Genomic DNA, 13,402 nt, shown 5'->3' on the forward strand with positions numbered 1-13,402 from the left:
AAAACCGGAATAATGCAGGCTGGACACAGGTCGGTGGCGATGCGGGCCGTTTGTCGACCGCCGTTGAGGGCTCGCTGGATGCGGGCGGTATCACACCTGCTCACGGCGGTAAGCCCGTCGTTGGGTCGCCGAAGTGAGGTGAGTGCATGACCGCGGCCACGTCCGGACCGTCCGGGGGACCCCGGCGCACCGTGCCGAGTCGTGCCGACCTGGCCAAAGATCGCAAGTTCGGCGCTCCGCGGAGCCCAAGCCCGTGGAACGCGCTCTGGGCGATGATGATCGGGTTCTTCATGATCATGGTCGACTCGACCATCGTCGCGATTGCCAACCCGACGATCATGGTCGACCTGCATATCGGGTACGACGCCGTGGTCTGGGTGACGAGCGCCTACTTGCTGGGCTATGCGGTGGTGTTGCTGGTAGCCGGTCGGCTCGGTGACCGGTTCGGCCCGAAGAAGCTCTACGTGATCGGCCTGGTGGTGTTCACCGTCGCGTCGATCTGGTGCGGGCTGTCCGGTAGCGCCGGCATGCTGATCGCCGCTCGGGTGGTACAGGGGGTCGGCGCCGGGGTGCTCACCCCGCAGACGTTGTCGACGATCACCCGGATCTTCCCGCCGGAGCGGCGCGGGGTGGCGGTCAGCGTGTGGGGCGCCACCGCCGGCGTCGCCAGCCTGGTGGGTCCGCTGGCCGGCGGCGTGCTGGTGGACGGGCTGGGCTGGGAGTGGATCTTTTTCGTCAATGTCCCGATCAGTGTCGTCGGCGTGGCGCTGGCGGTGTGGCTGGTTCCCGAGCTGCCCACCCAGGCGCACCGGTTCGATCTGATCGGCGTCGCCCTGTCCGGGGTCGGCATGTTTGCGATCGTGTTCGGTCTGCAGCAGGGCCAGGCCGAACGATGGCAGCCGTGGATCTGGGCGACGATCGTCGCGGGAGCCGGGTTCGTTTCGGCGTTCGTCTATTGGCAGTCGGTGAACACCCAGGAGCCGCTGATCCCACTGGACGTCTTCACCGACCGCGACTTCAGCCTGTGCAGCGTTGGGGTGGCCATCACGTCGTTCGCCGCGACGGCGATGATGTTGCCGCTGACCTTCTTTACCCAGACGGTGTGCGGGCTGTCACCGACCCGTTCGGCCCTGCTGCTCGCTCCGATGGCGATCGCTAATGGAGTGCTGGCGCCGTTCGTCGGCCGGATCGTTGACCGATACCACCCGCGGCCGGTGCTCGGTTTCGGCTTCTCGGTGTTGGCAATCGCAATGACCTGGCTTTCCTTCGAGATGACTCCGGAAACCCCGATTTGGCGGTTGGTGTTGCCGTTCGGCGCAATTGGTGTCGGGATGGCGTTTGTGTGGTCGCCGCTGACGGCTACCGCGACCCGCAACCTGCCGGCGCAGCTGGCCGGAGCCGGCTCCGCTGTCTACAACTCCGTCCGCCAGCTCGGCGCGATGCTGGGCAGCGCCGCCATGGCGGCGTTCATGACGTGGCGGATCAGCACCGAGATGCCGCCTGACGTGTCCGATCATGACGCGGGGGATGGCGGTATTCCGTTGCAACTGCCCGAATTCGTCCGCGAGCCGTTCTCGGCCGCGATGTCGCAGTCGGTGCTGTTGCCCGCATTCATCGCGTTGTTCGGCATAGTCGCCGCGCTGTTCCTGGTCGGCTTCACCCCTGCGCTGCTGGCCCGCGCGGGCATCGGCGGTGCGCCGCCCCAGCACGACGACGACGATGACGACGACTATGTCGAAGTCATCCTGCGGCGTGAGCCCAGCGCGGCTGCCCAACCGCCGTGGCGACCGGAACCGATGGGATTCGCCCACAACAGCTCTCACGTCACCCACGAAAAGCGGGTTCGCCCGATGGTCGAGCCTGCGCCGCACTGGCACGGTCCCGCCACCCGCAGCGATCGCGGCGCGCCGCCGCCGGGACGGCGCACGAACAGTCCCATCCGGCGTCGGCTCACCGAGGGTGAGGCGCCGCGCGGCCCTCACTACAACCACGATCCAGACGACGACACCAAAGGCCACGGCCGGCATTCCGCGGGGCGCTAGGCCGGCCTCAGGCGCTCGTCAGGGCCAAAAAGCCGCCCAGTTCCAGCAGGCCGGCCGGCGTGCCCGGCAGGTACTCGGTCAGCAATTCCGAACGCACGATCACTGCTGTGTACTGCGCCCGGCTGACGGCGACATTGAGCCGATTCCTGTTGAGCAAGAACGAAATTCCGCGTGGCACTTCATCGGCTGAGGACGCCGTCATCGAGATGAAGACCACCGGAGCCTGCCCGCCCTGGAACTTGTCGACGGTCCCGACCCGCACGTCGCCCAGACCCGCGGCGGCCAACCGCCGCCGCACCAGCGACACTTGGGCGTTGTACGGCGCCAGCACCAACACGTCCGCGGCGGCCAACGGTCGGCTGCCGTGCTCGTCAGTCCAGGACGACCCGAGCAGGCCCGCGATCTCGGCGACGATCACGCCGGCTTCCTCGGGGCTTTCGATCGAATTACCTTGGTGTCCAACGGAAAGCGCGCGCACACCGGGCTGACAGCCATCGAGGCGGCGTGCGGCGGTGCGCTCGATGACCGAATGCAGTCTGCCTTCGTAGGACAGCTCGGATACCGCGGCGCAGACCGCCGGATGCATCCGGTAGGAGCAGTCCAGGAAGTAGCCGCGCTCATCGGGCAGCGTGCGCTGACCGTCGACCAGCCAGTCAAGTGCCGATGTGTCGACCGGTTCGGGATGAGTGCCCTGACTGACCTGCGGCAACTGCTGCGGGTCCCCGAGCAGCAGTAGGTTGACCGCCGCCGGCGCCACGGCGATCGTGTTGGCCAAGCAGAACTGGCCTGCCTCGTCGATGACGAGCAGATCCAGGCTGCCCGGCAGCACTCGGTTGGCGTTAGCGAAATCCCAAGCCGTGCCGCCGATCACGCATCCGGCGCTGGCCGAGATGAATGTCCCGTAGTCGCCGCTGCCGATCTCGCGCCAGCGCGGCGCGTGGTGGTCGTACTTCTTCTTCGCGACCCGGCCCGGGTCCAGCCCCGCATCGATCACGGCGCCCAGCAGGTTCTCCACCGTGGCATGCGATTGCGCCACCACACCGACGCGCCAGCCGTGATCGGCGACCAAGCGGGTGATCACTTGTGCGGCGGTGTAAGTCTTTCCGGTGCCCGGCGGGCCGTGTACGGCGAGGTAGGACGAGTCGAGGTCGCGCGCCGCCGCGGTGATGTCGGCGATGGTGTCGTTGCTGCGCGGCAGCGGGGCGCCGCTTTTCGTGCGGGGCGCTCTGCGCAGCAGGACGTCGGTCATCGCGGTGTGGGGGAGTCGCGGCAGTCCGGCGGCCAGGGTCTTAGCGGTGGATTCGATGGATTCGCGCAGTGCGGTGGTGGCAATGGGTGGCCCGGGTGTCAGGGCGAACGGTAACTGGTGAAATGCATTGCCGTCACTGCCGACTCGTTCCAGGATGACGACTTCGGTGGGTATTGCGGGGTCGTCGACCTCGACGATCTGTGCGCGCCCGGTCGCGCGCCGGTCGGGATTGTCGCTCATGCTCGGCGGAGCCGGCGCCTCGTAGAGCGCGAACACGTCCTTCATCAGGTCGCCGCGGGCCAGTTCGCCGCGCAGCGCCACCCGCCGCTGCGGCTTGCGGGCACGTGGCGGCAGATGCCAGTCCACGCTGACCGACACGCTGTCCGATGCCGGGTCGGAAATGAACACGTCGGTGTTGTCCGCCCACTCGTCGACCGGGAAGTTGAGTCGGTCGAAATGTGCCCACCAGAAAGGCTTGTCCTCACGCCGGTGGTAGCCGCGCGCCGCGCCGACCAGCGCGACGGCGATCTGCTCCGGTGTCCGGTCGCCGACGGCGGCATCGCCGGTGAACGCTGATAGGGCGGCCGCCAGCTCGTCATGGTCGTCCACGGTGTCGCCACCGCAAACAGGTTGGGCTCCAACCGGTGTGACGCCGGACTCCCAGGCGCGCACTAGCAGCCAGTTACGCAACTCCTGAGTCGACCGGCAGTCGTAGTGGTTGTAGTCCTCGATCTCCTTGAGCACCGTTTCGGCGTCGTCGACGCGGCCGGCATCGCGTAGTTCGCAGGACTTGGCGTATGAGGTGATCGAATCGGCGGCCGTAGTGACCTCACCCGAGCGCAGCTGTGTCCCCATATACAGCGGCTCGAGCGCCTTCAGGCTGAACGACTCAGCGCCCACCCGAATGCTCTTGCGCACCAACGGATATAGGTCAACCAGCGTTCCGTTTCGCAATAGCTCGTCGACCTCGTCCTCGCCGACCCCGTAGCGTCCGGCCAGTCGCAACAAGGCGGTCTTCTCGTACGGCGCGTAGTGGTAGATGTGCATGTTGGGTCGGCGCTTGCGGCGCTTTTTCACCATCGCCAGGAAGTCGACCAGGGCCTTGCGCTCGTCTACCCGGGTATGCGCCCACAGCGGGCTGAATTTCCCCGCGGCGTCCAAGACGCCGAACAGGTATTCCAGCCCCCAGCCGTGACCGTCGGCGGTCCACAGCGGATCGCCCTCGAAGTCGAAGAACAGGTCACCGGGGTCGGGCTCCGGCAACAGGCTCAGCGGCTGTGGATCGACGACCTCGAATTGCGGGACGCCGCTATCACGTTGCCGTACTTGCAGTTTGGCTTGAGCGGTCAGCTTGCCCAGTGCGCTGGGAGCCAGCCCGGGCACCGGTCCGGCATGCCCGGCCAGGCCGGCGACCGTGGCAATCCCGGCGTCAATCAGCTTGTCCCGCTGGCTGACTCGCATGCCGGCAACCAAGAGTAGATCGTCGGTCGCTTGCACCTGTTCGACGCAGAGCGGACACCGGAAACATGCCCGCACACTCTCGTCTTCCCAGCGCACGGCGACGCCCGCGGCGTAGTGGTCGTCGAGCAGCCGCTGCAACAGCGCGCGCTGCGATTGGAAAACCGGGATCAGATCGCAGACGCGATACCGCACCACCGAGCCGTCGCCCAGTCGCAGCTCTGCCTCGTCCGCGACGGACACGCCCATGCCGGTGAGCGCGTCGGCGTAAGCCGCCAGCTGCAGCAACGCGGTGACCTTGGGGGAGCGGGCCAGCTTGGTGTCGACGAGCCGATACTGCTGACCCGCGGCGACCAGGAAGTCGGCGAATCCGACGAAGCGGCCGTCGAACATCGCGGCCTGGTACACCACCGGGGCACGGTTGGCGATGGCGCGCCGGGTCGCCTCGGCGGCAGCGGCCAGTCCGGCCAGCGTGTACGACGGACGTCCGATGACCGCGACGCCGTCGGGGAACTGTTCGCGCAGCCGGTCGAGGTCGCGTCGCTCGTGGTCGTCGCCGAGGGCGGCGGTGCGGGCCAGCAGGTCGTCCTCGACTTCGACGGCGGGGCCCCAGCCCAGCTTCGCGTCGAAACTCCGGAGCAGGGCGTACTCACATCGGGCGGCCGCGGCCAGGTCCGACGCGCTGTACACAATGCTGTCGCCGGTGACGAACACAGCAGCCACTGTAGGTCAGGCGACCGACGGCGAAGGCGTTCTGCGAGGGTGTGCCGGGTCAGCGTCCGGTGGCGTTACCGATCAGCTCGACGGTGTTGCCGTTCCAATGGAATCGCACGTCGGTGTTCAAGCCGTTGATACCGCTGGGGTAGGTCAACGCCACCGTGTCGCCGGTGGTTTGCGCCGCGTCGATGCCGTTGAATCCGTAGGTGTCCGGCACGCCCTGCGGGATGAACTGCCCAAGATGAAACAGCACCGCGCGCGTGGTCGCATTGACCGCGTTGGTGTTGGCCTTGATGATCACCGCCGAAAGCTGGGCGCACTGGTTGTAGTTGCCGGCCAGCGGTTCCGGGTTCCAAGCTTGTTGGCTGCGCGGATCGCGGGGTAGGTCCGAGACCACCTTCGCGATCGTGGGCGAGGCCAGGTTGACCGCGCACGGGTCGGCCGGCGCGGTGCTGCCGGGTGACGCGGCTTCGTTCGGCCTGGGTGTGGCGGGGGCGGTGATCGACGCGGTCGATGTCGTGGCTTGCGGCGTCTTGGCGACCGTCGAATCGCCAGAACCGCAGCCGGTCAACGTCACGGCGAGCAGCAGGCCGACGGTCAGTGGCTCGACACGGCACGGTAGGCACCACACATCGCGCAACCGTACCGGCATCGCGTGCACCGGCTGGTGGCGACCCGCCGCGCCCAGCTGCACTGCGCTCGCGGTCACCACTAAACTTCTTCCACGATGACAGTCCCCGACGGCCCGCCTGAACCTGCCCCTACTACCTTCGTCGACCTGCAGATTCACCCTGCGGTCCTGCGAGCGACGGCCGACGTCGGTTACGAGACGCCGACGGCGATCCAAGCGGCGACCATCCCGGCGCTGATGGCGGGCTCCGACGTGGTGGGACTGGCGCAGACCGGCACCGGCAAGACGGCGGCGTTCGCGATCCCGATCCTGTCCAAGATCGATGTCGGCAGCAAGGCGACCCAGGCCCTGGTGCTGGCACCCACCCGCGAGCTGGCCCTGCAGGTCGCCGAGGCGTTCAGCCGCTACGGCGCGCATCTGAAGGTCAATGTGCTGCCGATCTACGGCGGGTCGTCCTACACCGTGCAGTTGGCCGGGCTGCGGCGCGGCGCGCAAGTAGTGGTCGGCACGCCCGGCCGGGTCATCGACCACCTCGAGCGCGGGACGCTGGATCTGTCGCACGTGGACTACCTGGTGCTCGACGAGGCCGACGAGATGCTCACCATGGGCTTCGCCGAGGACGTCGAGCGCATCTTGAGCGACACCCCGGAATACAAACAGGTGGCACTGTTCTCCGCGACCATGCCGCCCGCCATCCGTAAGCTCACCACCAAGTACCTGCACGACCCTTTCGAAGTCACCACCAAAGCGAAAACCGCTACCGCCGAGAATATTTCGCAGCGCTACATCCAGGTGGCCGGTCCTCGCAAGATGGACGCGTTGACCCGGGTTCTGGAAGTCGAGCCGTTCGAGGCGATGATCATCTTCGTGCGCACCAAGCAGGCGACCGAGGAGGTAGCCGAAAAGCTGCGTGCCCGCGGTTTTTCCGCGGCAGCCATCAACGGCGATATCGCGCAGGCGCAGCGTGAGCGGACCGTCGCCGCGCTCAAGGACGGCAGCATCGACATCCTGGTGGCCACCGACGTCGCGGCCCGCGGACTGGACGTGGAACGCATTTCGCACGTGCTCAACTACGACATCCCGCACGACACCGAGTCCTACGTGCACCGCATCGGGCGGACTGGCCGCGCCGGGCGTTCGGGCACCGCGCTGCTGTTCGTCTCGCCGCGAGAACGCCATCTGCTCAAGGCAATTGAGAAGGCGACCCGCCAGACCTTGACCGAGGCGCAACTGCCCACCGTCGAGGACGTCAACGCGCAACGGGTGGCGAAATTCGCCGACTCCATCACCGACGCGCTCGCTAACCCCGGGATCGAGTTGTTCCGCAAGCTGGTCGGAGACTACGAACGCGACCACGACGTCCCGATCGCCGACATCGCCGCGGCGCTGGCAGTGCAGTCCCGCGACGGCGAAGAGTTCTTGATGTCGCCCGAGCCGCCGCCCCGGCGCCGCGAGCGGCCCGAGCGCGACACCGAGCGCCGGGACCGTCCCGAAAGGTCAAGGGACATGCGGTCGTTCCAGACGTACCGGATCGCCGTGGGCAAGCGTCACAAGATCGGGCCGGGCGCGATCGTCGGCGCCATCGCCAACGAGGGCGGCCTGCATCGCAGCGACTTCGGGCACATCGCCATCGGACCCGACTTCTCGTTGGTGGAGTTGCCTGCCAAGCTGTCCCCATCGACGCTCAAAAAGCTTGAACGCACCCGTATTTCGGGTGTGCTGATCGACCTCAAGCCGGACCGGTCGTCCGGCAAGTCCTCCGAAAAGCCCCGGCGCGGTGGCGGCAAACCGCGCAGAAAAGGCGCTGGATGACCCTGTCCGAGGAACAGGACGCCCAAGGCGGCCTCGAGCAGGTCTCGCATGTCGACCGGGTCGCTTCCCTGACCGGTGTCCGCGCGGTCGCCGCGATCCTGGTTGTCGGCACACATGCCGCCTACACCACCGGCAAGTACACGCACGGCTATTGGGGCCTGGTGGGGGCCCGGCTGGAAATCGGAGTGCCGATCTTCTTCGTGCTGTCCGGCTTTCTGCTGTTCCGCCCGTGGGTGCAGGCGGCTGCCACCGGCGGGCCGCCTCCGTCGGTGAGTCGGTATGCGCGGCACCGGGTTCGGCGCATCATGCCCGCCTACGTCATCACCGTGCTGATCGCTTATCTGCTTTACCACTACCGCGAAGCCGGCCCCAACCCCGGACATTCCTGGCTCGGGCTGGTCCGCAACCTCACGTTGACGCAGATCTACACCGACGGCTACCTCGGCAAGTACCTGCATCAGGGCCTGACCCAGATGTGGAGCCTGGCCGTGGAGGCGTCGTTCTATGTCATTCTGCCGTTCTTGGCGTACCTACTTCTGGTGGTTGTCTGCCGGCGGCGCTGGCGGCCGAACCTGTTGGTGGGCACTGTGCTGGCGCTGGCATTGATCAGCCCGGTGTGGGTGGTCCTGGTGCGCATCGATCACTGGTTTCCCGACGGCGCCCGGTTGTGGCTGCCGACCTACCTGGCCTGGTTTCTGGGCGGCATGTTGCTCGCGGTGCTGCAGGCAATGGGCGTGCGCTGCTACGCATTCGCGGCGGTACCGCTGGCGGTCATCTGCTATTTCATCGTCGCCACCCCGATCGGGGGCGCACCCACGACGTCACCCTCGGCGATGGCGGAGGCGGTGGTCAAGACGGTCTTCTATACGGTGATCGCCACCCTGGCGGTGGCCCCGCTGGCGCTGGAGGGCGACGGTTGGTACTGGCAGCTGCTGGCCAGCCGGCCAATGGTGTGGCTCGGCGAGATCTCCTACGAGATCTTCCTGATCCATCTGGTGACCATGGAATTCGCGATGGTCTACATCGTGCGAGCCCACGTCTACACCGGGTCGATGCTCTACCTGTTCATCGCGACGCTGGTGGTGACGATCCCGCTGGCCGGGCTCTTGCACCGCGTCACCCGAGTACCCGGCTGAGTGACAATCCGCTTTAGATAGGTTACCCTAACCTAACTCGATGCAGAGTTATGGGAGGGCATCACTCGATGAGCGAACACAAGGCAACCCGCGGCTGGACGGGCACGGTGCTTAGGCTGATGGGCGCCGGGGACTACCGGCTGACGGTCACCGGCCGGCGCGAGATCGGCCCGCACTACCTGCAGCTGAGCTTCGACGCCGGTGGCATGCTCGCCGCGCACTCGGTCCATCCGACGATGTGGATCCGGATGTGGTTCGCCGACGGCGACAAGGTGCACCAGCGTGGCTTTACCCTGGTCGACCCCGACCCGGGCACCGACACGGTAAGCATCGAATTCGCACTGCACGACGGCATCGCATCGCAGTGGGCGCGCGCGGCCCAGCCCGGCGACACCATCGAGGCGACCGTGCTGGGCAGCAGGTTCGCCATTCCCGAACCGCCGCCGGCCGGATACGTCATCGTCGGCGACAGCGCCTCGCTGCCGGCCATCAACTCACTGCTCGCCGCGATCGGCGACGCCCCGGCGCAGGTGTTCTTGGAAGCCGGCCACGACGACGACAAAGACCTGCCGGTGGTGATTGGTGCCGACATCACCTGGGTGGACCGCAAGAACGCCGGTCAGGCCCTGCTGGAGGCGGTGCGATCGGCGGCTTTCGATGCCGGCGACCACTTCGGCTGGGTGGCCTGCGACAACCGCACCACCCGCTCGGTTGCCAAGACGTTACGAGAGGACTTCGGTATCCCACGCAAATCCATTAAGGCGCAAGCCTATTGGGTGGCCTGATACGAAGAGGGGGATGGCTGCCAGCTAGCGGCGGGCGCTTGCCGGGGCGATGATCGGGACGACAAATTCCTCGATCATCGCCCGCTCCTCTGTTATGTCGCGGCCTGGATACGTCAACAGCGAGACGATCACCCGGACTGCCCAGCGGGCCCGGCGTTCGACGACGGCGGGATCGTCAGGGCCCAGCGAGTGCAGGAACGCCACCGCCAAGGCCGCGATCACGTCGGACTGTCCAGCCAACTCACCACCGATCGGTGCGCGGGTGGTGGCGAACCACGCTGCCAACGCCGGACTTTCGCGAACCATCCCCAGCGTGACGAGGATGCTCTCGATCAGCCTTTCGCGGGGATCCGCGATGTCGCCGGTCCGCACGATGATCTCGCGGCCCAGCCGGTGCGTCTCGCGGTGGATATACGCGGTTCGCAGTGCCTCGCGGTTGTCGAAATACCGGTACAGCGTCGCGCGGGAACAGCCTGCGGCCCTTGCGATCTCGTTCATGCCAATCGAATCCGAGTCGCGCGCGGTGTACAGCTGCTCGGCCGCGTCGAGGATCCGGTCCGCGGCTGCTTCGCTGCGGCTTGTCGCGAGCCAGTCGTTACCGGGCATCAGGACTTCACCGTAATCGGCACCGACACCGGACGCCGCACATAGCTACCGCCCGCCCACTCGATCGAGTTCTCATCGACGTCGAAATCCGGGCAGCGGGCCAGCAGTTCGGTCAGTGCGACCCGGGATTGCATCCGCGCCGCGGCCGCACCCAAGCAGTGGTGAGCCCCGTGGCTGAAGGTCAGGATGTTGCGCGGGCAGCGGGTCACGTCGAGCTCGCCGGCGTCCGGCCCGTATTGGCGTTCATCGCGGTTGGCCGACCCGTACAGCAGCAGCACCCGGCGATCGGCCGGGACGGTGGTGTCGCCGATCGTCACGTCGCGGGTGACCGTGCGCGCCAAACCCTGTGCGGGTGAGGTGAGCCGCAACAGTTCCTCGGTCGCATCGGTGATCAGTTCGGGCTTGTCCACCAACAGCTCTCGCTGATCCGGCCGCTGGTGCAGCAGCGGCATCGAACCGCCGAGCATGCCGGTCACCGTGTCGTTGCCGCCGGTAACCATCGTGAAGGTGAACGCCAGAATCGACAGCGTGCCCGAGATATCGCCGTCGGCGCCGACCCCGGCCGCGACCAGGTGGGAAATGGTGTCGTCCTGCGGATCGGTGCGGCGGCGCTCGATCAGCCCGGTGAAGTAGGCCATCATCGATCCGACCGCGTCGCCGACGGTTTCCAGCGCGCTTGCGATGCCGCCCTCGGCGGTATTGGCCGCGACGATGGCCTGTGTCCAGCCGTCGAATTGAGACCAATCCTGTTCGGGCACACCGAGGTAATGCGCGACCACCATCGACGGCAGTGGCTTGAACAGGGCGGCGACGATGTCGCCGCCGCCCTCGGCGCGCAGCCTCTCGATGCGCTGCACGACGAACTCGCGCACCTTGGGCTCTACCGCCTCGACCTGCCGGGGGGTAAACCCTCGCGATACCAGCTTGCGAAACTCGGTGTGTACCGGTGGATCCTGCATCACGAACGGCGGATTATCTTGCAGGCCAATCATTGCCAAATCGCCGTAGTTAACCGTCAGTCCCTGTGCCGAGGAGAACGTCTCGTGGTCGCGGGCCGCCGACCACACGTCGGCGTGCCGGGACAGCACGTAGTAGTCCTGCTCGGGGTGTTTGGGCGGTATAACGTGGTGCACCGGGTCGTGGTCGCGCAGCGCGCGGTACATCGGCCACGGGTTCGGCCAGGTATCGGCGGCGGCGAGCTCGAACATGGCCGGTGTGTTATGAGACATAACTGCTGTCATGTGTCATTCGTACGACAATGATGACTAGATGTCAACCCCGGCGGCCGCGCTTGAGACTGCGTTGGCGGCGAGACAAGCAAGAAGCGAGCGCGCGGTGCGCGACTGCTAGCCCGGGTCGTCGTCACGACAGTGGCTATCGACGAGCATCATGGTTGCATGGCAGCGAACCCGGGCGAGTTGACTGATGAGATGGCTGTGGGGCAGTGGCAGCGCATCGCGATCGAGACTCAGCTGCTGGTTGATCGAAAAGACACGCTCGATGGTTTCGCCGTCAATCCGTACTCCGAACTCGCCGCCGACGATATACCCAGCAACCCCTATCAGGTGTCCCACTGTGTGCAGCACTTTCTCAATGACGGCATCGATCACTTGCACGCGGTAAACGAGTTGATCCTCGGTGATCAGCCAGTGATCCATGCAGCTGCGGACTACACCCTGATCCGCGGAGCATTGGAGCTGTTCGGGGTTGCCTATTGGGTCCTTAACACATCCGATCCGAGGATCCGCATTCAGCGCGCGCTGCAGTGCACCGCTCAGAACTTCATCGACCAAGACAGCGCCATCAAAGATCTCGGGGTGCCCAATTATCGACCAAAAGCGGTCAACATCGCCGCAGTCAAAGAGGTCGCCGGGGTCGCGGGCTGCAGTAAAACTCAGGTCGGGGGCGGCCACGTAATCACTCGTGTAATGGATTACGCCGCAAACGAAACCGGCATCCAGCCTAACCCGCGCATCATGTGGCAGCTCTGCTCGGGCTTCGCTCACGGGCGCCAATGGGCAACTCTTGGCATGAGCGAGCTCCAAATCAGCCCCGTCATCGGTCAAGGTGTGTCGCTGGTCCGGGCCACCACCGACCACAAACGACTCCTCTGCTGCGGATTTCCTGCGTGGCTACTCATGCGAGAAGCCGTCCGCCTGTTCGAGGTACGGGCCCGGGCGATCTAGTTCTACGCGAGGGTCGGGCAGAGCCGTGGGGACGAATACACCCGAGGATATGACACGAGAATGAGACAGAATTTGCATGACATAGCGTCCAACACAAGGCGTCACCGCAGGTCAACAAACCGCCACGACACGGACGATGAGACCTGCAGTACAGAAACGAACAAACGAGGTACAAGAACGACGAGGTCGAACTTTCTGCATGAGATAGAAATGTGAGTCGGCGAGCGTTGCCAATGCCAAACAGCAGTGCACCATGCATATTCGACGCCGCCATACGAACGAGCTGTTCGATCGCGTCGTAGTCCTCCGTTCGTGTCGGAGTCGGCGGGAGCGTCGACGCACGCCGGCCGAGCCTGACCGAGCGCACATTCCTTCTGTGCATTTATTCTTGCGGCAGCGTTAAAAGGTGGTCGCTCCAGACGCCGTGGTTGTGCGTGCGTAGATGCTTGGTCCCGCTGTCGGTCTGAACCACTCCCACGCTAATCATGTCGCCCCCGTCTTCGACATAGGCGGTGTCGCTGTGGGTTTCGATCCGGGAGGCGATGTCTGCTGGAGTGCCCTCACCAGTCTGCCCAGTCGAAGAGTCTGTCCACCAGAGGTGGTCGATGTGTTCGTGGGTGGCGCCTCCTGTAAGGCGAACGGCTGTGATGCGGATGGCCATCGGTGTCGACCTTTCGTAAAAGCTGCCCTGGAGGGCGATGGTGCGCCGGGCGCGCGAGTGACCCAGTACGTGAACTCAGTGCGCTCGTCCGGCGGTGCCGAACTCGCGCGGTGCACGCG

10 protein-coding genes are annotated in these 13,402 nt (G+C 66.0%); 5 read left to right on the forward strand and 5 right to left on the reverse strand.

The features are described from left to right. The first annotated feature begins 146 nt into the window (after nt 1-146). On the forward strand, nt 147-2,042 hold the full coding sequence (locus tag H7K34_RS06085) for an MFS transporter (RefSeq protein ID WP_372510694.1): 1,896 nt from the start codon (nt 147-149) through the stop codon (nt 2,040-2,042). A 7-nt stretch (nt 2,043-2,049) separates the two neighbouring features. Here the strand turns inward: H7K34_RS06085 and H7K34_RS06090 are convergent, their stop codons facing one another. Both H7K34_RS06090 and H7K34_RS06095 read right to left on the reverse strand, forming a co-directional pair. Further along, on the reverse strand, nt 2,050-5,463 hold the full coding sequence (locus H7K34_RS06090) for a TM0106 family RecB-like putative nuclease (protein WP_264060904.1): 3,414 nt from the start codon (nt 5,461-5,463) through the stop codon (nt 2,050-2,052). A 58-nt stretch (nt 5,464-5,521) separates the two neighbouring features. Beyond that, complete coding sequence (locus H7K34_RS06095; protein WP_235616618.1) at nt 5,522-6,106, reverse strand: LppP/LprE family lipoprotein; 585 nt, start codon at nt 6,104-6,106, stop codon at nt 5,522-5,524. Between the two features lie 87 nt (nt 6,107-6,193). Here H7K34_RS06095 and H7K34_RS06100 point away from each other — a divergent pair, with 87 nt between their 5' ends. From H7K34_RS06100 to H7K34_RS06110, 3 genes are all read left to right on the forward strand, one after another. Beyond that, the gene (locus tag H7K34_RS06100; RefSeq protein WP_264060905.1) at nt 6,194-7,909 is read left to right on the forward strand and encodes a DEAD/DEAH box helicase; all 1,716 of its coding nucleotides are present in this window, start codon (nt 6,194-6,196) and stop codon (nt 7,907-7,909) included. After that, nucleotides 7,906-9,045 carry an acyltransferase family protein gene (locus tag H7K34_RS06105; RefSeq protein ID WP_264060907.1) on the forward strand — a complete coding sequence of 380 codons (1,140 nt, stop codon included), beginning with the start codon at nt 7,906-7,908 and terminating at the stop codon, nt 9,043-9,045. The genes H7K34_RS06100 and H7K34_RS06105 overlap by 4 nt, the downstream gene beginning before the upstream one ends. Nucleotides 9,046-9,113: 68 nt before the next feature. Further along, nucleotides 9,114-9,830, forward strand: coding sequence for a siderophore-interacting protein (locus H7K34_RS06110; RefSeq protein ID WP_264060909.1), 717 nt, complete (start codon nt 9,114-9,116; stop codon nt 9,828-9,830). A 24-nt stretch (nt 9,831-9,854) separates the two neighbouring features. On the opposite strand, the gene H7K34_RS06115 is transcribed toward H7K34_RS06110, so the two are convergent. Together H7K34_RS06115 and H7K34_RS06120 are read right to left on the reverse strand one after the other, a co-directional pair. Continuing rightward, nucleotides 9,855-10,436, reverse strand: a complete 582-nt coding sequence (locus tag H7K34_RS06115) for a TetR/AcrR family transcriptional regulator (protein ID WP_264060910.1) — start codon at nt 10,434-10,436, stop codon at nt 9,855-9,857. Further along, a complete protein-coding gene (locus H7K34_RS06120; protein ID WP_264060911.1) occupies nt 10,436-11,677 on the reverse strand; it encodes a cytochrome P450 in 1,242 nt (413 codons plus the stop codon). Before H7K34_RS06120 ends, H7K34_RS06115 begins: the two co-directional genes overlap by 1 nt. Before the next feature lie 156 nt (nt 11,678-11,833). Here H7K34_RS06120 and H7K34_RS06125 point away from each other — a divergent pair, with 156 nt between their 5' ends. Continuing rightward, nucleotides 11,834-12,622, forward strand: coding sequence for a hypothetical protein (locus tag H7K34_RS06125; protein ID WP_264060912.1), 789 nt, complete (start codon nt 11,834-11,836; stop codon nt 12,620-12,622). A 382-nt stretch (nt 12,623-13,004) separates the two neighbouring features. On the opposite strand, the gene H7K34_RS06130 is transcribed toward H7K34_RS06125, so the two are convergent. Further along, the gene (locus tag H7K34_RS06130) at nt 13,005-13,283 is read right to left on the reverse strand and encodes a DUF3892 domain-containing protein (protein ID WP_264060913.1); all 279 of its coding nucleotides are present in this window, start codon (nt 13,281-13,283) and stop codon (nt 13,005-13,007) included. Nucleotides 13,284-13,402 lie beyond the last annotated feature (119 nt).

The organism is Mycobacterium montefiorense (genome assembly GCF_025823255.1).
In the GTDB taxonomy this organism is placed as follows: Bacteria; Actinomycetota; Actinomycetes; order Mycobacteriales; family Mycobacteriaceae; genus Mycobacterium; species Mycobacterium montefiorense.